The sequence below is a fragment of the Streptacidiphilus sp. ASG 303 genome (assembly GCF_020991365.1).
GTDB lineage: Bacteria > Actinomycetota > Actinomycetes > Streptomycetales > Streptomycetaceae > Peterkaempfera.
The window spans coordinates 24142-44661 of the sequence record NZ_JAJLRA010000007.1 but is presented as its reverse complement, the minus strand read 5'-3'; the positions used below and the strand labels follow the sequence as shown (position 1 = coordinate 44661).

Genomic DNA, 20520 nt, shown 5'->3' with positions numbered 1-20520 from the left:
ACCGACTGGGGAGGACATCCCGGGCGGCGCGGACGGGCCCGGCGGACGGACCGGGCGGACGCGCCCGGCGGACGCGCCCGGCGGACGGGCCGGGCGCGGGACGGCGGTGCGGCGGCGGCCGGCGCGGCGGCGGCCGGGACGGCGGGGCGTCAGCCGCCCGCGACCAGGCGGCCGCCCCGGACCGCGACGGGGACCGCGGGCAGGGGCCGGGGGGCCGGGCCGTCGGCCACCGAGCCGTCGGCGATGCGGAACCGGCTGCCGTGGCAGGGGCACTGGATGAGGCCGTCGGCGACCTTGTCCACGATGCAGCCGGCGTGCGTGCAGCGGGCGCTGAACGCCTTGAACTCGCCCTTGGCGGGCTGGGTGACGACGATCCGGTCGTCGCGGTGGACGACGCCGCCGCCGACCGGGACCGCCGCCGCGTCGCCGAGGTCGACCGGACCGGCGGACGCGGGCGCCGAGGAGCCCCCGGAGGGGGAGCAGGCGGCGAGGCCGAGCGCTCCGGCGCCGGCTGCGGCGGCGCCGCGCAGGACGGCGCGCCGCGTGGGGGCGCCGGCAGGGGCTGCGGGCTGCGGGGCGGCCGCGGGCCGGGCCGACGCCGCGGGCCGGGCGTCCGCCGGGACGGCGGCACAGCCCGTGCAGGCGGGACGGCCGGCGCCGGCCGGGGTGGCGGTACCGGCCGGGGTGGCGGTGGGGGTGTCGGAACGTCCGCTGTCGGCGTGGTGCATGGTCGCTGCTCCGTGGGTCCCGGCTCCTGGTCGTCGCACTCTACCGCCGGAAGGCCGCGACGGCTCCGGAGCCCTGCGGGGCGGCGGGTACCGCGGCGGAGGAGGCGGGCTCCGCGCGCGGTACGGGGCGGAGCAGGTCGAGCGCGAACGGCGCGCCGAGCACCGCCGGGACCCAGAGGAGGGCCCAGAGCCGGTCCTGCTGGGCGGCGACGGGGTGGGCGGCGGCCGTGGCGGCGCCGACCGCGGCGGCGGCCGCGGCCAGCACGCCGAGGGTGCGGCAGCGGCGGGCCAGGGCCCAGCCGGCGAGGCAGAGCAGCGCCGGGAGCAGGGGCTGGGCGGCCTGGTCGCGCAGCCACTGCTCCCCGTAGTGGGCGTCCAGGCGGAGCAGCCGCTGCCAGACGTCGGCGACCGGGGGGCGGTGGAAGCTGCGGGTGAAGGTGTCCTGGAGGGTCTCGGCCGCGTCCGGGAGGCGCAGCGCGGTCGTGCCGACCGCGATCAGCGCCGCCGCGGAGCCGGCGAGCGCCGCCAGCAGGACGGCCCCGGAGCGGGTCCCGGCAGCGGTGTCGGCGGCGGTGTCCGTGCCGGTGCGGGTGCCGGTACGGGTGCCGGCGCCGGGCCGGGGGCGGGCGGCCCGGCCGAGCAGGCGGCAGACGGCCGCGGCGGCCAGGGCGCAGGCCAGCATGAGGGCGGTGGGGTACTTGACCGCGGTGGTGGCGGCGAGGGCGCCGAGCAGGAGCGCCGCGCCCGCGCGGGTGCGGCCGTGCAGCAGCCACCAGCCGCCGAGCAGCGCGGCGAGCACCCCGGTGGTGACCGCCCCCTCGGCGAGCGGCTGGGTGGACCACCAGCCGAGGCGGCAGCAGAGGAAGAGCAGCTGCCCGGCGGTGGCCGCGGTCGGCGAGGCGCCCGCCTGGCGCAGCAGGGCGACGACGAGCAGGGAGGAGCCCGCCGTGAGCAGCAGGCCGGTCAGCCACATGCCGCGGGCGACGCCGAGGAGGGCCACGGCCGGGGAGATCAGCAGCGGGTAGCCGGGCCGGGTGGTGAAGATCCGCTCGTACCGGGGGTCGGTCGGGGAGAGGCCGGCGGCGTTGGCCCGGAGGCAGGAGCGCAGGTCGGCCCGGCGGGCGGCGTCCGCCGGGCCGGAGGCCGCCGGGTCCAGCCGGCGGATCCGCGCGAGGCGGGCGGCGTCGCTCGCGCAGTAGGCGGCGACGGCGCGGCTGCGGGCCTCGGCGGGCGGCACGCCCAGGAACTCCAGGCTCTGCCGGGCGTAGCGGTAGGAGTCGTTGGAGAGGGTCCAGACGGGGTGGGCGACCGTCTGGAGGGCGGCGAACACCAGGACCACCAGCAGCGGCAGCGTGGCCGCGGACCGGCGGGGCCGGGCTGCGGCGGGCCTGGGATGCGTGTGCGGCTGCGACGGCCCGCACTGCTCCGCCGGGCCGTCCTGGACCGGCGCGTCCCGGACCGGCGGGCCGGAGTGGCCCGATGACGCGTCCCGGGCCGAGGAGCCGTCCTGGCCCGCCGGGCCGTCCGGGCCCGGCAGGACGCCCTGACCCGACGGGTCGTCCTGACCCGACGGGGCGGCGGCGCGGTCCAGCGGATCGGGGGCCTCTGCGGCGGCACTCGGTGCGGACATACCGCCCATGGTGGGCACCGCGCCCCCGCCGCCCGCCGACCGGCGCTCCGCCCGGGGACGGAACCACACGGTCGGCGGGGGCGCGTACCGCTACACGGCGCTCTTGCGCCGCGCCCGCTTCGCGACCGGCGGGGCGTCGCTGACCCGGTCGCCGAGGATGTCCCGGAGGAACTTGCCGGTGTGGCTCTCGCCCACGGCCGCGACCTCCTCCGGGGTGCCCTCCGCGACGACCCCGCCGCCGCCGTGGCCGCCTTCCGGCCCCATGTCCACGACCCAGTCGGCGGTCTTGATCACGTCGAGGTTGTGCTCGATGACGATGACCGTGTTGCCCTTCTCCACCAGGCCAGAGAGGACCTTGATCAGCTTGCTGATGTCCTCGAAGTGGAGGCCGGTGGTGGGCTCGTCCAGGACGTAGACGGTGCGCCCGGTGGAGCGCTTCTGCAGCTCGGAGGAGAGCTTGACGCGCTGCGCCTCACCGCCGGAGAGGGTGGGCGCGGACTGCCCGAGGCGGACGTAGCCGAGGCCGACCTCGTTGAGGGTGCGCAGGTGGCGGGCGATGGCGGGCACCGCCTCGAAGAAGTGCAGCGCCTCCTCGATCGGCATGTCCAGCACCTCGGCGATGGACTTGCCCTTGTAGTGGACGTCCAGCGTCTCCCGGTTGTAGCGGGCGCCGTGGCAGACCTCGCAGGGGACGTAGACGTCCGGCAGGAAGTTCATCTCGATCTTGATGGTGCCGTCGCCGGAGCAGTTCTCGCAGCGGCCGCCCTTGACGTTGAACGAGAACCGGCCGGGCAGGTAGCCGCGGACCTTGGCCTCGGTGGTCTCGGCGAAGAGGCGGCGGATGTGGTCGAAGACGCCGGTGTAGGTCGCGGGGTTGGAGCGCGGGGTGCGCCCGATCGGCGACTGGTCGACGTGGACGACCTTGTCCACCAGGTCGGTGCCGGTGACCCGGGTGTGCCGGCCGGGCACGCTGCGGGCGCCGTTGAGTTCCCGCGCGAGGTGGGTGTAGAGGATGTCGTTGACCAGGGTGGACTTGCCGGATCCGGAGACGCCGGTGACGGCGGTCAGCGTGCCGAGCGGGAAGCCGACGGTGACGTCCTTGAGGTTGTGCTCGCGGGCGCCGTGGACGACGATCTGCCGCTTGCGGTCGCGCGGCCGCCGCTTCTCCGGCGTGGGGATGGCGCGCTTGCCGGACAGGTACTGCCCGGTCATCGACTCGTCGTTGGCCAGCAGCTCGGCCAGCGGCCCGGAGTGGACCACCCTGCCGCCGTGCTCGCCCGCGCCGGGGCCGATGTCCACGACCCAGTCGGAGGTGCGGATGGTGTCCTCGTCGTGCTCCACCACGATCAGGGTGTTGCCGAGGTCCCGCAGCCGCACCAGGGTCTCGATGAGCCGGTGGTTGTCGCGCTGGTGGAGGCCGATGGACGGCTCGTCCAGCACGTAGAGCACGCCGACCAGGCCGGAGCCGATCTGGGTGGCCAGGCGGATGCGCTGCGCCTCACCGCCGGAGAGGGTGCCGGCGGCGCGGTTGAGGGAGAGGTAGTCCAGGCCGACGTCGACCAGGAACCGCAGCCGCTCGTTGACCTCCTTCAGCACCCGCTCGGCGATGGTCTTCTCACGGTCGGTCAGGGTCAGGCCCTGCAGGAAGTCGGCGCAGTCGCTGATGGACATCGCCGCGACGTCCGCGATGGACCGGTCCTGGACGGTGACGGCCAGCACCACCGGCTTGAGCCGCGTGCCCTGGCAGCCGGGGCACGGCACCTCGCGCATGTAGCCCTCGAAGCGCTCGCGGCTGGAGTCGCTCTCCGCCTCCGAGTGGCGCCGCTGCACGAACGGCACCGCGCCCTCGAAGGAGGTGGTGTAGGAGCGCTCACGCCCGTAGCGGTTGCGGTAGCGCACCTCGATCTGGGTCTTGTGGCCGTACAGCAGGGCCTTGCGGGCGCGGGCCGGCAGGCCGGCGAAGGGGATGTCGGTGCGGAAGCCCAGCTCCTTGGAGAGGGCGCCGACCAGCCGCTGGAAGTACTCCTTGGTGTGGCCGAGCGACCAGGGGTGGATGGCGCCCTCGTCGAGCGACTTCTCCTCGTCGGGGACGACCAGCTCGGGGTCGACCTCCATGCGGGTGCCGATGCCGGTGCACTCCGGGCAGGCGCCGAACGGCGAGTTGAAGGAGAACGACCGCGGCTCCAGCTCCTCGAAGGAGACGTCGTCGTACGGGCAGTAGAGGTGCTCGGAGAACATCCGCTCGCGCTGCGGGTCGTCCTCGGGCAGGTCGACGAAGTCGAGCACCACCATGCCGCCGGAGAGGCCGAGCGCGGTCTCCACGGAGTCGGTGAGCCGGCGCTTGGCGGACTCCTTGACCGTGAGGCGGTCGACGACCACCTCGATGGTGTGCTTCTCCTGCTTCTTCAGCGTCGGCGGCTCGGTGAGCTGCACCGTGGCGCCGTCCACCCGGGCGCGGGCGTAGCCCTTGGCCTGGAGGTCGGCGAAGAGGTCGACGTACTCCCCCTTGCGGCCGCGCACCAGCGGGCTGAGCACCTGGAAGCGGGTGCCCTCCGCCAGTTCCAGCACCCGGTCGACGATCGCCTGCGGGGTCTGCCGGGCGATCGGCCGGCCGCAGTGCGGGCAGTGCGGCCGGCCGATGCGGGCGAAGAGGAGCCGCAGGTAGTCGTAGACCTCGGTGATGGTGCCGACCGTGGAGCGGGGGTTGCGGGAGGTCGACTTCTGGTCGATGGAGACGGCCGGGGAGAGCCCCTCGATGAAGTCGACGTCGGGCTTGTCCATCTGCCCGAGGAACTGCCGGGCGTACGAGGAGAGCGACTCCACGTAGCGGCGCTGGCCCTCGGCGAAGATGGTGTCGAAGGCCAGCGACGACTTGCCGGAGCCCGAGAGCCCCGTGAAGACGACGAGCGAGTCGCGGGGCAGGTCGAGCGAGACGTTCTTCAGGTTGTGCTCGCGAGCACCGCGGACGATGAGGCGGTCTGCCACGCTGTGCGCCTTTCTCCGGGGAGGGGGCAGGGGCTGGTCGGTGCCGCGGCCCCCGTGGCGGGGGGCCGGGCGGAGCGCGACGGGGCTGGTCGGCCCCGCCCGGCGTTCTCGGCCCGTGGTCGAGCGGACGCGGCGCTGCGGGGCCGCGTCGTCAGGCCCACAGGGATCGTAACCACGCGGGTCGGGCGTTTCTTCCAGGTTCGGAAAGACAGCCTATAGCTCACGCGTTCGAATATCGAGCCTGTCCAGCCGGGACCACCCGAACGGGTGACGCGGCTCCCGCCCCGGCGCGCCGCACCGGCCGGGGAAACCCCCGTTGGGAACGGGGATCGCGGGTAGCGTCCGCAGTGCGCCTCCCCCGGACCAACGACCGGGACGCGCAAGGGAAACGCCGTCGACCCGCAGGAGGTCCCATGTCCGCAGCGACCGAGCCCGCCACCCCGGCCCCCGGCGCGCCCGCCGCCGTCCGCGACGACCTGGCGGAGGTCGCCGAGGCCGCCGAGCGCGTCCTGCGCACCGCGGCGGAGCTGGACCCCGACGGCCTGGCCGGGCCCTCGCTGCTGCCCGGCTGGACCCGCGGCCACGTGCTGGCCCACCTCGCCCGGAACGCCGACTCGCTCGTCAACCTGCTCACCGGCGCCCGCGAGGGGCGGGACATCCCCGCGTACGCCGACGGCGACGCCCGCGAGCGGGGCATCCGGGAGGGGGCGGGGCGCCCGCTCGACGAGCAGCTCGCCGACCTCGCGGCCGCGCAGGAGCGCTTCGCGGCGGCGGCCGCGTCCCTGCCGGACGAGGCGTGGTCCTCCCGGGTCCGCCACCGCAGCGGGTACCTGTTCCCGGCCTCGGAGATCCCCGCCAAGCGGCTCCAGGAGCTGGAGTACCACCACGTGGACCTCGGCGCCGGCTACACGCCCGCGCACTGGACGGCGGGCTTCGCCGCCCGCGAGCTGGAGCGGCTGGCCGCACGGTACCGCGGCGAGGAGGGCGTGCCGGCGGTCCGGCTGCTCACGGAGGGCGGGGAGCACGACCTGCGCATCGGCGCGGCGGACGGGGAGCCGGAGCTGACCGTGGAGGGGCCGGTCCGCGGGCTGGTGGCCTGGCTCTCCGGCCGCTCGGACGGCGACGGCCTCCAGGTCCACCGCGGCGACGACCCGCTGGCCGACCCGCGGACCGCGCTGCCGGAGCTGCCGCCCATGGCGTGACGGCCCGCCGGGAACGGCGGGGGCGGGATGAGGCCCGGGGCCGGGTGCGCGATCATGGCCGGGAGGCCGGTGCGGACGGCGAGGACGAGGAAGAGGAGGACGGCATGCCGTACCACGGAGCGGTGAGGGTCGGCGGGCCGGCGGAGGTGCGCGAGCTGGCCCACCTGATGATCACCAAGGTGGCGGTGGGGCCGATGGACAACAACGCCTACCTGCTGCGCTGCCGGGCCACCGACGAGCAGCTGCTGGTCGACGCCGCGGCGGACGCGCCGACCCTGCTGGAGACGGTCGGCGACCGGCTCGCCACCGTGGTCACCACCCACCGCCACCGCGACCACTGGTCCGCGCTGGCCGACGTGGTCGCGGCCACCGGGGCCCGCACCGCCGCGGGCCGCCACGACGCGGAGGGCATCGCCGTCCCCACCGACCTGCTCCTGGACGAGGGCGGCACGGTCCGGGTCGGGCAGGTGGAGCTGACCGTCCACCACCTGGTCGGCCACACGCCCGGAGCCGTCGTGCTGGTCTACGACGACCCGCAGGGCCACCCGCACCTGTTCACCGGGGACTGCCTCTTCCCCGGCGGGCCGGGGAGGACGACGCGGCCCGAGGACTTCACCTCGCTGATGGACGGGCTGGAGGCCAAGGTCTTCACCCTGCCCGACGAGACCTGGGTCTACCCCGGCCACGGCGACGACACCACCCTCGGCGCGGAGCGGCCGCACCTGGCGGAGTGGCGCGCCCGGGGCTGGTGACACGGGGCCGGTGACACCGCGGGCGGCGGACCCCGCCGGGGCCCGCCGCCCGCACCGCAGGGCCGCCCGCACCGGGGGTGCGGGCGGCCCTGCGGCATGTCCTGGGGTCAGCGGCCGCGGCCGTGGTCGCCCTGGTTGCCGTGGTCGCCCTGGTTTCCGGAGCCGCCCTGGCCGCCGGTGCCGACCGGGGTGGTGGTGCCCGGGGTGCCCGGGTTCGGGTTGCCGGGGGTGCCCGGGTCGTTGTGGTCGCCGCGGCCGTCGTGGTCGCCGCGACCCCGCCCGTCGTGGTCACGGCCGTCGTGGTCGCCGCGGCCACGGCCGTCGTGGTCGCGGTCGCGGTCGCCCCAGGTCTCGCGGTCGATCACGCGGCCCCGGTCGTCCCGCAGGACGGCGGTGTCCTCGCGGTCCCACAGCGGCCGCCAGCGGCCCTGGAACACCTCGTGGCGGTGGTCGCGGCCGCGCCCGGTGTAGACCCGGACCTCGTCGTGCCCGCGCAGGTAGAGGTGGCCGAAGCGGTAGGTGTGGCGGTCGCGGTCCGAGAGGGTCCAGCCCTCCAGGTCCACGCCGTGGCGGCCGGTGTTCACGACGGTGATCCACTCACGGCGGGCGTCGCGGTCGTGATGGACCCGGCCGAGCTCGACCGAGGCGCGCGGGTCGCGCTCGAGGCCGTGGCGCCCGTGGTCGTGGTCGGCGGCCTGGGCCGCGCCGGCACCGAGGACGACCGCCGTGGCGGCGGCGAGGAGGGTGGAGGCGATGCGGCGTGCGTGCATGTGTGTCCCCATGGTTCGTTGGCGCCGCCCAGGTGCGGCTGCGCCGTTGGAATGACCGTATGAGGGGTTCGGGGCGCGTCGCCCCTGCTCGCGGCGGTATTCGCTCGGATAGGTGGTCCTGGGGCGGGGGCCCCGGGCCGGGGCCGGGTACCGGACGCGCGCCGGTCCCGGTTCCCGCGCACCGCCCCCGCTCCAGGGGGCGGCACGGCCGCGCCCCCTGCCGGGGGACCCGGGAGGGGGCGCGGCCGGGCGGCGCGGGGGCGCGGCCGGAGGGGCGGAGCGGTCAGGCGTCGACCCGCTCCCGCGCGGCCTCGTCGTCCGCCCTGCGGCGGGAGGCGACGAGGCTGGTCACCGTGGTGACGGCCAGCACGGTGCAGATGACGCCCAGCGAGAGCGGGATGCCGATCTCGGGGACGTGCACGCCCGCCTCGTGCAGGGCGTGCAGCACCAGCTTCACACCGATGAAGCCCAGGATGATCGACAGGCCGTAGGAGAGGTGGACCAGCTTCGTCAGCAGGCCGCCGATGAGGAAGTACAGCTGCCGCAGGCCCATGAGGGCGAAGGCGTTGGCGGTGAAGACGATGTACGGGTCCTGCGTCAGCCCGAAGATCGCGGGGATGGAGTCGAGGGCGAAGAGCACGTCGGTGGTGCCGATCGCCACCATGACGACGAGCATCGGGGTGATCAGGCGCCGGCCGCCCTCCCGGACGACCAGCTTCGTACCGTGGTAGCGGTCGGTGGCGGGGAAACGCTTCTGCACGGCCTTGAGCAGGCGGTTCTCCTCGAACTCGTCCTCCTCCTCGTCGGAGCGCGCGTCCTGGACGAGCTTCCAGGCGGTCCAGATCAGGAACGCGCCGAAGAGGAAGAAGACCCAGGAGAAGCTGCCGATCACGGCGGCGCCGGCCGCGATGAAGACGGCGCGGAGCACGAGGGCGATCAGCACGCCCACCATCAGCACGCGCTGCTGGTAGGCCCGCGGCACGGCGAACTTCGCCATGATCAGGATGAAGACGAAGAGGTTGTCGACGCTGAGCGACTTCTCGGTGATGTACCCGGCGAAGAACTCGCCGGCCGGCTGCGCGCCGGAGTGCCACCACAGGAAGCCGCCGAAGAGGACCGCCAGCACGACCCAGACGGCGGTCCAGGCACCGGCCTCCCGCAGGGAGACCTCGTGCGGCTTGCGGCCGCCGATGAAGAAGTCGGCAGCGATGAGGGCGCACAGCGCCAGGATGGTCGAGGCCCACATGGCCAGGGAGACGTCCACTGCACCTCCGGCAGATTCGGCGGACATTCGTCGGCTGCCGGAGGTCTCTTCCGTCCGCGGCTGGGCGGACCAACGCCCCCGGGTGCCGCCGGCTCTGCCGGACGGCGCCGTGATGACGAGGACGCTGCGGGGGAGTACTCCCCTCCGATGCAAAGAACTCTACCCGAAGAACCAAGGAAAGGTAAAGAAAGACCCTGCGAAGGTAAAGAGCACCGGGGTGCGGGGTGTCAGGCGAGCCGGTGCAGCAGGTCGGTGACGACGGTGCTGCCGGGTGCCGGGACCAGCGGCTCGAAGGTCCACACGTGCTCCACCCACGGGTCCGCCAGGCAGTCCTGGGGAACCGGGGACAGCCTGGTCAGGCCGTGCCAGAACGGGTCCAGCGCCGGCCCGTACCCGGCGGCGTCCGCCCGGTCCGCGACGAGCAGCAGGTGGACCCCCGCGGCCGGCCCCTCCTCGGCGAGGTAGCGCAGCCCGCCCACCGTCCGGTCGTCGAACCCGTACGGGAAGTCGTGCACCAGCAGCAGCCGCGCGGCCCGGTCCACGGACGGCGGGAGGGCGTCGTCCGCCCCGCCCCGCAGCGCCATCCGGACCAGGTCGACGCGCTTCACGAGCGAGTCCACCAGTGCCGCCACGGCGGGGAGGCCGGTCGCGGGCGGTCCGGCCAGGAGGCCCGCGCGGGCGAAGGGCGCCAGTGCGGCGGCCGCCGCACCGTCGGGGTCCACGGCGTGCAGCAGCATGCCGCCCGGCGGACGGCAGGCCAGCAGGCGGGCGGCGAGGGCCGCGGCGACCGCCGCCGCGGTGCCGCGCAGCCCTCCGCGGCCAGGCGGCGGGCCGGGGACACCGGGGCCCGGGACGCCGTGGTCGGGCGAGGCGCCGGCGTCGACCCAGAGGCCGCGCGGCAGCGGCATCCGGACCAGCATGGGGACGCGCAGCCCGGGGTGGTCGGGCAGGTGGAGGTCGCCGAGGCGCACCGCGTACGGGGGCTCCTCCCGCGGGGCGCGCCAGTCGGCCCAGACGGGGGCGTCCCACCGGGCCATGGGTGCGGGCATCGCGGCCTCCACCGCCCGCATCTCGGCCAGCAGCTGGGCGCTGTCGCGCTCCAGGACCTCCCGTGCCCGCCGCTCCAGGTCGTCGCGGCGGGCACGGATCTCCCGGCGGGCGGACTCGGCGGCGGGCCCGAAGCGGGCGGCGGGATCGGCGAGCAGGGCTTCGAGCTCGGCCTCCTGCCGGCTGTCGGCGAAGTCCGCGGCGGAGCGGTAGGCGGCGGCGGAGCGGGCGGCGTCCTCGAAGACGCCCCACACCTGGTTGTACAGGCGCTCGTCCATGGTCAGGCCCGGGGCGTCGCCGGCGACGGGCACCGGCGGCCCGGCGGTGGCGGGCGGAGGCGTCGGGGCGGTGGCGTTGGGGGCGGTGGCGGACGGGGTGGGACGGGGACGCCCGGGGCCGGGAAGCCCGGAGCCGGGGTGCACGGGGCGGTCGGGTCCGGCGGTGACGGCGGCCGCCAGCGCGGCGGCGTCCGGCACACCGTGGTCGTGCAGCAGTGCCGCCATGCCGCCCGCGTAGCCCTGGCCGACGGCGCGCACCTTCCAGGCCCCCGCCCGGAGGTAGAACTCCAGGGCGACCACGGCGGTCTCCGCGGTGAGCCCCGCGAGGGTGAAGGAGGCCACCCCGGTGCCGTCCGGGGTGGCCACGTCGGTGTGCGGGGCCGCGGTGGCACCGAAGGCGCCCGCACCGGGCGGCAGTGCCAGGGCGAGGTGCAGCCGCTCGACCCCCGGGGGCAGAGCGCCGAGGTCGAGGGCGAGGTGGTGGCCGGCCGCCGGCGGCCCCGGCGCGGCGACGCCCGGGGGCGGCGCGGCGCCGCAGTGGGCGACACGGCCGGGGCCGGGGGCGCGGCCGGAGCCGTCGGTGAGCACCACCGCGGCGGCCACCGGCCGGGCGGCCGAGACCCGGACCTCCAGTCGTGCGGAGGGCAGCGGGTGGTTCTGCCCCGGTACCAGTTCGGCGGTCACCGCCCGTGCCCCTCCCCCTGCGCCCCTCCCCCGCCGCCTGCTACAGGAACGGCGCGATGGCGGGGAGCATGTCCTGGAAGGTGCGGGCCTGCGCCGGGGCGCCGATCGCGGCCATCTGCCAGCCGCCGGACCCGTCGCGGTAGACCTTGGCCATGATCTGGCCGGTGTGGGCGCCGCCGCCGGCCAGGTCGTAGCGGGCGAGCTCCTGGCCGGTGGCCTCGTCGACCAGGCGGCAGTGGGCGTTCTCCACCTGCTGGAAGTTCTGTCCGGTGTAGGAGCTGACGGTGAAGACGATCTGGGTGATGTGGACCGGCACGCGGGGCAGGTCCACCAGGATCGACTCGTCGTCGCCGCCCGCACCGACACCGCCGACGAGGTTGTCGCCGGTGTGGCGGATCGAGCCGTCGTTGCTCACCAGGTGCTGGAAGAAGACCACGTCGGACGGGGTCTTGTCGGCGTAGAGCACCGCCGAGGCGTCGAGGTCGATCTCGCGGGTGCGGGTGCCGAACAGGCCGCGGCGGGGGGCGGCCTTCCAGCCGAGGCCCATCCGCACGACCGACAGCGACTCTCCCGTGGACTTCTGCAGGCTGACACTCTGGCCCTTCGCCAGGTTCACCGTCACGATGCCGTCCTCTCCTCCGGATCGCCCCGATGCCCTGACGGCCGAGGCCCCCCTCACACGTGTTCCGGCGCGGCACCGCGGTCGCGGGAGCGCGCCGCGGGAACAGGATCAGCCCCCGCCGTGCACACCCTATGGCCAACCGGGTCCGCCGCCACGCAGGGCCTACCCCTTTGTGGCGCTGCTGAGACATTCCCCCGGCGGACGCCCGGGGAGGGCGTCCGCCGGGGGGAGGTGGTTCAGACCATGCCCGCCTCGCGCATCTGGCGGAGCTCCTTCTTCAGCTCCCCGACCTCGTCGCGCAGCCGCGCCGCGACCTCGAACTGCAGCTCGGCCGCGGCGGTGTGCATCTGGTCGGTGAGGCTCTGGATCAGCTCGGCCAGCTCGGCGGCGGGCAGGGACTTCGCGTCGCGCCCGTCGGTGCCGCCCTTGCCGAGTGCGGGGACGGGCGCCTTGCCCTTGCCCGCGCCGCGGTAGCCGGTGGAGAGCAGCTCGGCGGTGTCGACGTCCTCGCGGGCGATGGTGTCGAGGATGTCGCCGATCTTCTTCCGCAGCGGCTGCGGGTCGATGCCGTGCTCCCGGTTGTACGCCGTCTGCTTCTCGCGGCGCCGGTTGGTCTCCTCGATGGCCTTCTCCATCGCCGGGGTGATCCGGTCGGCGTACATGTGGACCTGGCCGGAGACGTTGCGCGCCGCGCGGCCGATGGTCTGGATCAGCGAGGTGCCGGAGCGCAGGAAGCCCTCCTTGTCGGCGTCGAGGATGGCGACGAGCGACACCTCGGGCAGGTCCAGGCCTTCGCGGAGCAGGTTGATGCCGACCAGGACGTCGTACTCGCCGGCCCGCAGCTCGCGCAGCAGCTCCACCCGGCGCAGGGTGTCGATGTCGCTGTGCAGGTACCGGACGCGGATGCCCAGCTCCAGCATGTAGTCGGTGAGGTCCTCGGCCATCTTCTTGGTGAGGGTGGTGATGAGGACGCGCTCGTCCTTCTCGGTGCGGGTGCGCACCTCGTGGACGAGGTCGTCGATCTGCCCCTGGGTGGGCTTGACGATCACCTCGGGGTCGACGAGGCCGGTGGGGCGGATGATCTGCTCCACCTGGCCGTCGCCGCGGGAGAGCTCGTACGGGCCGGGGGTGGCGGAGAGGTAGACGGTCTGGCCGATCCGCTCCTGGAACTCCTCCCACTTCAGCGGCCGGTTGTCCATCGCCGAGGGCAGCCGGAAGCCGTGCTCGACCAGGGTGCGCTTGCGGGAGGCGTCGCCCTCGTACATGGCGCCGATCTGCGGCACGGTGACGTGCGACTCGTCGATGACCAGGAGGAAGTCCTCCGGGAAGTAGTCGAGGAGGGTGTTGGGCGCGGTGCCGGGGGCGCGGCCGTCGATGAACCGGGAGTAGTTCTCGATGCCGGAGCAGGTGCCGATCTGGCGCATCATCTCGATGTCGTAGGTGGTGCGCATCCGCAGCCGCTGGGCCTCCAGCAGCTTGCCCTGCCTCTCCATGCGCTCCAGGGTCTCGGCGAGCTCCTTCTCGATCTCGCCGATGGCCCGCTCCATCCGCTCCGGCCCGGCCACGTAGTGGGAGGCGGGGAAGACGTAGAGCTCGCTGTCCTCGGAGACGATCTCGCCGGTGAGGGGGTGCAGGGTGTACAGCGCCTCGATCTCGTCGCCGAACATCTCGATCCGGACGGCCAGCTCCTCGTACACCGGGAAGATCTCGACGGTGTCGCCGCGCACCCGGAAGGTGCCGCGGGTGAAGGCGAGGTCGTTGCGGGTGTACTGGATGTCGACGAAGCGGCGCAGCAGGGCGTCGCGGTCGACCTCCTCGCCCACCTTCAGCGGGACCATGCGGTCGACGTACTCCTGCGGGGTGCCCAGGCCGTAGATGCAGGAGACGGAGGCGACCACGACCACGTCGCGGCGGGTGAGCAGCGAGTTGGTCGCGGAGTGGCGCAGCCGCTCGACCTCCTCGTTGATCGAGGAGTCCTTCTCGATGTAGGTGTCCGTCTGCGGGACGTACGCCTCGGGCTGGTAGTAGTCGTAGTACGAGACGAAGTACTCGACGGCGTTGTTGGGCAGCAGCTCGCGGAACTCGTTGGCGAGCTGGGCGGCGAGGGTCTTGTTGGGCGCCATCACGAGGGTCGGGCGCTGGAGGCGCTCGATCATCCACGCGGTGGTGGCGGACTTGCCGGTGCCGGTCGCGCCGAGGAGCACCACGTCCTTCTCGCCCGCGCGGATGCGGCGCTCCAGCTCGTTGATGGCGGCGGGCTGGTCGCCGTTGGGCTGGTAGGGGCTGACGACCTCGAAGGGCGCCACGGACCGCTTGATCTCGGTGATGGGTCGCACGACACCCACCGTACGACCCGCCGCCGACAACCGGGGCCGGATCCCGCCGCGGCCGGACCCGGCGGGCCGCACCGGCCCGCGGCACCGGCCTGACGGCCCGACGGGCGGGCGGCCGGCCGGCGGGCGCGCGGGCCGACGGGCGGGCGCGCGGGCCTAGGAGACGGTCCGGGCGCCGTCGCGGGCGAGCGCGACCAGCCGGGAGACGGCCCGCAGGTACTTCTTGCGGTAGCCGCCCCGCAGCATCTCCTCGCCGAAGACCGCGTCGAAGGGCGTGCCGGAGGCGACGACCGGCAGCTCGCGGTCGTACATGCGGTCGGCGAGCACCACCAGGCGCAGCGCGGTGGCCTGGTCGGGGACCGGCCGCACGCCGCGCAGGAAGACCGCCTCCACGCCGTCGAGCAGCGCGCCGTAGCGGCTGGGGTGGACGGTGGCGAGGTGGTCGAGCAGGTCGCCGAAGTCGTCGAGCGAGGCGCCCGGGGTGCGGGCGGCGGCGGCGGTGACGGCGTCGTCGGCGTGCGGGGCCGGGGCCTCGGGCAGGCCGCGGTGGCGGTAGTCCTCGCCGTCGATGCGCAGCGGGCGGAAGTGGGCGGCGAGGCCCTGGATCTCGCGCAGGAAGTCGGCGGCGGCGAAGCGGCCCTCGCCGAGCCGGTCGGGGAGGGTGTTGGAGGTGGCGGCGAGCCGGACGCCGTTCTCCACGAGCCTGCCGAGCAGGGTCGAGACGAGGACGGTGTCGCCCGGGTCGTCCAGCTCGAACTCGTCGATGCAGAGCAGCCGGTGCCCGGAGAGCGCCTGCACGGCCTGCTGGAAGCCGAGGGCGCCGACGAGGTTGGTCAGCTCGACGAAGGTGCCGAACGCCTTGGGGCCGGGGACGGCGTGCCACAGGGAGGCCAGCAGGTGGGTCTTGCCGACGCCGTAGCCGCCGTCGAGGTAGACCCCGGCGGGGCCGGACGGCTCCTGGGCGGCCCGGCGGAACCAGCGGCGGCGGCCGCCGCCGCCCGCGCGGCCGTCCAGGCCGGCGGCGAACCCCTCCAGCACCCGGACCGCCTCGGCCTGGCTGGGCTGCCCGGCGTCGGGTATGTACGAGGAGAAGCTGACGCCGCCGAAGCGCGGCGGCGGCACCATCTCGGCCACCAGGCGGTCGGCGGGCACGACGGGGTGGCGCTCGCAGAGGCCGGCGGGGCGGGTGTGGGGAACGGCTGGCACGGTGGTACAGCCTACGGGGCGTGGAAGACTGCCCGGTATGCGCAGCCTCCTCACCGATCCCGCCGGCGCCGCCGACGCCCGCCGCCCCGCCGCCGATCCGGGGACCCTGGAGGGGCTGGCCGCCGTCTACGCCTACCCCGACGCCGCGGACCGGGGTGTCGGCACCCCGTGGCTGCGGGCCAACATGGTCGCCTCGCTGGACGGCGCCGCCCGCTGGGACGGCCACTCCGAGGGCCTGTCGGGCACCGCCGACAAGCGGGTCTTCGGGGTGCTGCGGGCCCTGTCGGACGTGGTGCTGGTGGGCGCGGAGACCGTCCGCAGCGAGGGGTACCGGCCCGCGCGGGCCCGGGAGGCCTTCGCGGCGGCCCGGGCGGCGCGCGGCCAGGCCCCGGCGCCGGCGGTCGCCGTGGTCAGCCGCAACCTGGACCTCGACTTCTCGGCCCCGCTCTTCACCGGGCCGCTGGTGCGCACGGTGGTGGTCACCGCCGAGGCGGCGCCCGCCGGGGCGCGCCGGGCCGCCGCGGAGGTCGCCGACGTGGTGGTGGCGGGCGGGGAGCAGGTGGACATGGCGGCGGCGGTGCGGGCGCTCGCCGACCGCGGCTGGACCAGGCTGCTCACCGAGGGCGGCCCGCGGCTGCTGGGCCAGCTGGCGGCGGCCGGGCTGCTGGACGAGCTGTGCCTGTCGCTGGCGCCGCTGGTCGTGGCGGGCGACGCGCCCCGGATCATGCACGGCCCGCAGCTCGCGGCGGCGCAGCGGATGGAGCTGCGCTCGCTGCTGGAGGAGGACGGCTTCCTCTTCGCCCGCTACGCGCGGGCCGGCCGGTAGCCGGGCCGGGGGCGGGCCGCTCCCTCCCGGGGCCGGGCCGCTCCCGCCGCCCCGTCCGGCACGTCCCGGCGGCCCCGCACCCGGACGGCCCAGCGTCCCCGTGTGATCTCGGCGACTCCGCCGCCCGCACCGTTCGCACGTGCGCGGATGCGGGGAAGGGCACTATGGGACCAGGCAGGGACCGGGGGCCTGGCAGAAGAGGGGACTCACGTGTTCACCACCGTACTGATGATCGAGAAGGCGCTCTCCGAGGCCGACATCGAGACGGTCACCACGCTCCACGGCGAGGAGGAGGTCTCCTTCGTCGTGCTGATGCAGCCGCGCGGGCGGCAGGACGAGCTGCTGAGGGCGCTGGACGACGTGGCGCTCGGGCACCTGGAGCAGGCGATGCACGAGCGCGGGGAGGACGAGGGCGCCACCCCCGCCGACCAGGCGCTGGCGCACACCCTGGACCGGCTGCGGGCCGCCGGGGCGCAGGCCGTCGGGCACGTGGTGGCGGACAACCCGCTCGGCATCCTGCGGACCGTGGTGGAGGACACCAAGGCCGACGAGGTCATCGTGCTGGCCGCGCCGCACTTCGTGGAGGAGTTCTTCCACCGCGACTGGGCCTCGCGGGCCCGGCACCGGGCCGGGGTGCCCGTCCTGAAGCTCTTCGCGCACGACTCCTGAGCCCGGACCCCGCATCCGGAGCCCCGGGCCCCGGGGCGTCCGCGGCCGCGGCCCCGGGCGCGGGACGGCCCCGCCGGGGAGCCCGGGCGGGACGGCCCGCCGCACCCCGTCCGGACGCGGGGCGCGGCGGCCCGCGCGGCGGGTGGTGCAGAATCGTCCTTGCGTCCGCGGCGCCCGCGACGCCCCGCGCCGCGCGCCGCCGGACCGAGCAGCCTCAGCCCACCACCCCTCGGAGACATTCGTGAGCGACGCCCCGAGCGACCTGCGCGCCCCGCACTTCATCGGCATCGGCGGGGCCGGCATGTCCGGCCTGGCGAAGATCCTCGCCCTGCGCGGCGCCGAGGTGTCGGGCAGCGACTCCCGGGAGTCGGAGACCGTGGCGGCCCTGCGGGCCCACGGCGTGCGGGTGTCCGTCGGGCACGCCGCGGAGAACCTCCCGGCGGGGGCCGGCTGTGTCGTCGTCTCCAGCGCCATCCGCCCGGACAACCCGGAGCTGGCCGAGGCCGCCCGGCGCGGCCTGCCGGTGATCCACCGCGCCGACGCGCTCGCCGCGCTGATGGCGGACCGGCGCGCCATCGCGGTCGCCGGCACCCACGGCAAGACCACCACCACCAGCATGCTCGCGGTCAGCCTCCGCGCCCTCGGCCTCGACCCGTCGTACGCGATCGGCGGCGACCTGGACGGGCCGGGCAGCAACGCGCACCACGGCGGCGGCGAGATCTTCGTCGCCGAGGCGGACGAGAGCGACCGCTCGTTCCACAAGTACGCGCCCGAGGTGGCGATCGTGCTCAACGTGGAGCTGGACCACCACGCCAACTACGCCTCCATCGACGAGATCCACGAGTCGTTCGAGACCTTCGTCGGCCGCGTCGCGCCCGGCGGGACCCTGGTCGTCTCCGCCGACCACCCGGGCGCCCGCGAGCTGACCGCCCGCGTCTCGGGCCGCCCCGACCTGCGGATCGTCACGGTCGGCGAGTCCCCCGACGCGTCGCTGCGCATCCTCTCCGTGGTGCCGAAGGGCATGTCCAGCGAGGTCACCGTGGAGCTGGAGGGCGCACCGCTGGCCTTCACCGTCTCGGTGCCGGGCCGCCACTACGCCCACAACGCCGTCGCCGCCCTCGCCGCGGGCGCCGCCCTGGGCGTGCCCGCCGCCGACCTCGCCGAGGCGCTGGGCCGGTACACGGGCGTCAACCGGAGGCTGCAGCTCAAGGGTGCGGCCCGCGGGGTGCAGGTGATCGACTCCTACGCCCACCACCCCACCGAGATCGCCGCCGACCTGGACGCCATCCGGGAGAACGCCGACGGCGGCCGGGTCCTGGTGGTCTTCCAGCCGCACCTGTTCAGCCGCACCCAGCAGCTGGGGGCCGAGATGGGGCAGGCGCTGGCGCTGGCGGACGCGGCCCTGGTGCTCGACGTCTACCCGGCCCGTGAGGACCCCATCCCCGGCGTGACCAGCGACGTCATCATCGAGGCGGCCCGCAGCCACGGCCTGGACGCCACCGCGGTCCACACCATGGCCGAGGTCCCGGACGCCGTCGCGGCGCTCGCGCGGGAGGGCGACCTGGTGCTCACCATGGGCGCCGGCGACGTCACCGCCCTCGGCCCGGAAATCCTGGGCCGCCTCGACGGTGTTGTGGCCAGTGCCTGAACCGGGCGGCGCGCCCGGGCCGGGGACGGCAGGCACACGGAAGGAGCGGGCAGTGGAACCGCAGACCGGGAAGTACAGGGTCGAGAAGAGCGACGCCGAGTGGCGCGAGGAGCTCACCCCCGCGGAGTACCACGTGCTCCGCGAGGCGGGCACCGAGCGGCCGCACACCGGCGAGTACACCGACACGAGGACCGTGGGCGTGTACTCCTGCCGGGCGTGCGGCGCGGAGCTGTTCACCTCCGGCACCAAGTTCGACAGCCACTGCGGCTGGCCCTCGTTCTACTCCCCGCTGGCCGAGGACCGGGTGGAGTACATCGAGGACACGTCCCTCGGCATGCGCCGGGTGGAGGTGCGCTGCGCGTCCTGCGGGTCGCACCTCGGGCACGTCTTCGAGGGCGAGGGGTACGACACGCCCACCGACCAGCGGTACTGCATCAACAGCATCTCGCTGCGGCTGCGCCCCGCGGACGGCGCCGAGGGCTGACGGCACCGGGGGCCGAGGGTACTGAAGACCGACGGCGCCGAGGGCTGACGGCGCACCCGGGACGGACCCGGGCCGGGCGGGGCCGCTAGGCGGCCTGCCCGGCCCGGCCCGCCTGGTCTCCCGGGTCGACCCGGCTGTCCCGGCCGGACAGGTCGGCACGGTCGGCCGGGCCGACCAGGGCGCGCCGCTGGACGATCCGGGCCATGTCGTGGCCGGTGACGATGCCCACCAGCCGGCCGCCGTCCACCACCAGCAGGCGGGAGCCGCCGTGCTCGGCGGCCCGCTCCAGGGCCTCGGTGAGCGGCTCGCCCGGCGCGGCCGTGGTGCAGCGGGCCAGCGGCAGGGCCACGTCCCGCACCCGGGTCGTGGCGCGCTGCGCGGGCGGGAGGGCGGCGATCCGGCGGAGGGTGACCAGGCCGGTGGGCCGCCCGTCCACGTCCACCAGGGGCAGCGCGGAGTGGTGGCCGCGGGCCACCACCTCGTCGACGAAGCGGGCCGCGGTCAGCCAGTCCGGGCCGGTCTCCACCGGCGCGGACATGGCGTCCGACACCCGCAGTCCGTGCAGCGCGCCGCCCAGCGCCGCGCGCCGCCGCTCGGCTCCCGCGCTGACCGCCACGAAGAAGCCGATCAGCGCGATCCAGAACCCGCCGGACGAGCCGCCGAGCACCGAGAGCACGCCCAGCCCGATCAGCACGTACCCGACGACCTGGCCGCTCTGGTCGGCCACCTGCTCGGCCCGCGCCCGGTCCCCGGAGCGCCGCCACAGCAGCGCCTGGAGGACGCGGCCGCCGTCCAGCGGCGCGGCGGGCAGCAGGTTGAAGACGCCCAGGAGGAGGTTGGCCGAGCCCAGCCAGGCCAGCAGCGCCGCCGCCATCCCCCAGCCCAGCCCCGCGCGCAGCCCCAGGCCCGCCCCCAGGAAGGCGCCGCCCAGGACCAGGCTGGTCAGCGGCCCGCTGCCGGAGACGGCCAGCATCGTGCCGGGGGTCTGCGGCTGCCCCATCCGGGTCACCCCGCCCAGCGCCCAGAGCGTCATGTCCTCGACCTTGACCCCGGACCGGCGGGCGACCACGGCGTGCGCCCCCTCGTGCAGCACCAGGCTCCCCAGCAGCACGAGGGCGCCGACCAGCCCGGCGGCCGCGTAGGCGGCGCCCGTCCGCCCGGGCACCCACGCCGGCAGCACCTGCCGTCCCAGGCCGTAGCCGAGCACCACCAGCAGCAGCGGGACGCTCCAGTGCACCTTCAGCGGGATGCCGAAGACGCGGCCGATGCCGATCGAGCCGTCCAAGGCGGGCTCCTCTCCCTCGCGCCCCGTCCTCCACGCTGCTCCGGGCCGCCGCTCCGGAGAAGGGCCCGATGGTCCCGAGGGCGGGGCCGGCGGGGCCGGGCCCCGCC

The 20520-nt window shown here is 75.6% G+C and carries 16 protein-coding genes; 6 read left to right on the top strand and 10 right to left on the bottom strand.

The genetic code is table 11. From position 1 onward, the window contains the following. Positions 1–149 precede the first annotated feature (149 nt). The 3 genes from LO771_RS11960 to uvrA all read right to left on the bottom strand — a co-directional run bounded on the left by LO771_RS11960 (position 150) and on the right by uvrA (position 5343). On the bottom strand, positions 150–728 hold the full coding sequence (locus LO771_RS11960; RefSeq protein WP_308188892.1) for a Rieske (2Fe-2S) protein: 579 nt from the start codon (positions 726–728) through the stop codon (positions 150–152). A gap of 40 nt (positions 729–768) precedes the next feature. Then, the gene (locus tag LO771_RS11955) at positions 769–2358 is read right to left on the bottom strand and encodes a hypothetical protein (protein WP_230651139.1); all 1590 of its coding nucleotides are present in this window, start codon (positions 2356–2358) and stop codon (positions 769–771) included. 90 nt (positions 2359–2448) lie between these two features. Beyond that, positions 2449–5343: an excinuclease ABC subunit UvrA gene (gene uvrA / locus LO771_RS11950; protein WP_230651136.1), complete on the bottom strand. Its 2895-nt coding sequence runs from the start codon at positions 5341–5343 to the stop codon at positions 2449–2451. A gap of 413 nt (positions 5344–5756) precedes the next feature. Here uvrA and LO771_RS11945 point away from each other — a divergent pair, with 413 nt between their 5' ends. Together LO771_RS11945 and LO771_RS11940 are read left to right on the top strand one after the other, a co-directional pair. Next, positions 5757–6545 carry a maleylpyruvate isomerase family mycothiol-dependent enzyme gene (locus LO771_RS11945; RefSeq protein ID WP_230651133.1) on the top strand — a complete coding sequence of 263 codons (789 nt, stop codon included), beginning with the start codon at positions 5757–5759 and terminating at the stop codon, positions 6543–6545. 104 nt (positions 6546–6649) lie between these two features. Next, complete coding sequence (locus LO771_RS11940; RefSeq protein WP_230651607.1) at positions 6650–7297, top strand: MBL fold metallo-hydrolase; 648 nt, start codon at positions 6650–6652, stop codon at positions 7295–7297. 107 nt (positions 7298–7404) lie between these two features. On the opposite strand, the gene LO771_RS11935 is transcribed toward LO771_RS11940, so the two are convergent. The 6 genes from LO771_RS11935 to zapE all read right to left on the bottom strand — a co-directional run bounded on the left by LO771_RS11935 (position 7405) and on the right by zapE (position 15501). After that, the gene (locus tag LO771_RS11935) at positions 7405–8067 is read right to left on the bottom strand and encodes a lamin tail domain-containing protein (RefSeq protein ID WP_230651130.1); all 663 of its coding nucleotides are present in this window, start codon (positions 8065–8067) and stop codon (positions 7405–7407) included. 283 nt (positions 8068–8350) lie between these two features. Continuing rightward, complete coding sequence (locus LO771_RS11930) at positions 8351–9331, bottom strand: TerC family protein (RefSeq protein ID WP_230651127.1); 981 nt, start codon at positions 9329–9331, stop codon at positions 8351–8353. Between the two features lie 227 nt (positions 9332–9558). Beyond that, positions 9559–11340, bottom strand: a complete 1782-nt coding sequence (locus LO771_RS11925; RefSeq protein ID WP_230651124.1) for a TerD family protein — start codon at positions 11338–11340, stop codon at positions 9559–9561. Positions 11341–11380: 40 nt separating this feature from the next. Next, positions 11381–11962: a TerD family protein gene (locus LO771_RS11920; protein ID WP_230651122.1), complete on the bottom strand. Its 582-nt coding sequence runs from the start codon at positions 11960–11962 to the stop codon at positions 11381–11383. A 236-nt stretch (positions 11963–12198) separates the two neighbouring features. Next, on the bottom strand, positions 12199–14298 hold the full coding sequence (gene uvrB, locus LO771_RS11915; protein WP_230651119.1) for an excinuclease ABC subunit UvrB: 2100 nt from the start codon (positions 14296–14298) through the stop codon (positions 12199–12201). A gap of 153 nt (positions 14299–14451) precedes the next feature. Continuing rightward, positions 14452–15501 (bottom strand): cell division protein ZapE, encoded by a 1050-nt coding sequence (gene zapE / locus LO771_RS11910; protein ID WP_308188891.1) that lies wholly within the window; start codon positions 15499–15501, stop codon positions 14452–14454. 37 nt (positions 15502–15538) lie between these two features. On the opposite strand from zapE, the gene LO771_RS11905 reads away from it, so the two are divergent. From LO771_RS11905 to msrB, 4 genes are all read left to right on the top strand, one after another. Then, positions 15539–16327 carry a pyrimidine reductase family protein gene (locus LO771_RS11905; RefSeq protein WP_230651116.1) on the top strand — a complete coding sequence of 263 codons (789 nt, stop codon included), beginning with the start codon at positions 15539–15541 and terminating at the stop codon, positions 16325–16327. Between the two features lie 210 nt (positions 16328–16537). Continuing rightward, positions 16538–16996 (top strand): indole-3-glycerol phosphate synthase, encoded by a 459-nt coding sequence (locus LO771_RS11900; protein WP_230651113.1) that lies wholly within the window; start codon positions 16538–16540, stop codon positions 16994–16996. 241 nt (positions 16997–17237) lie between these two features. Then, entirely contained in the window at positions 17238–18644 is a 1407-nt protein-coding gene (gene murC, locus LO771_RS11895; protein ID WP_308188890.1) for a UDP-N-acetylmuramate--L-alanine ligase, read from the top strand. 52 nt (positions 18645–18696) lie between these two features. Further along, positions 18697–19128, top strand: a complete 432-nt coding sequence (gene msrB / locus LO771_RS11890; RefSeq protein ID WP_230651110.1) for a peptide-methionine (R)-S-oxide reductase MsrB — start codon at positions 18697–18699, stop codon at positions 19126–19128. Between the two features lie 85 nt (positions 19129–19213). Here msrB and LO771_RS11885 read toward each other — a convergent pair whose 3' ends face one another. Beyond that, positions 19214–20413, bottom strand: a complete 1200-nt coding sequence (locus LO771_RS11885) for a site-2 protease family protein (protein ID WP_230651107.1) — start codon at positions 20411–20413, stop codon at positions 19214–19216. Positions 20414–20520: the final 107 nt, after the last annotated feature.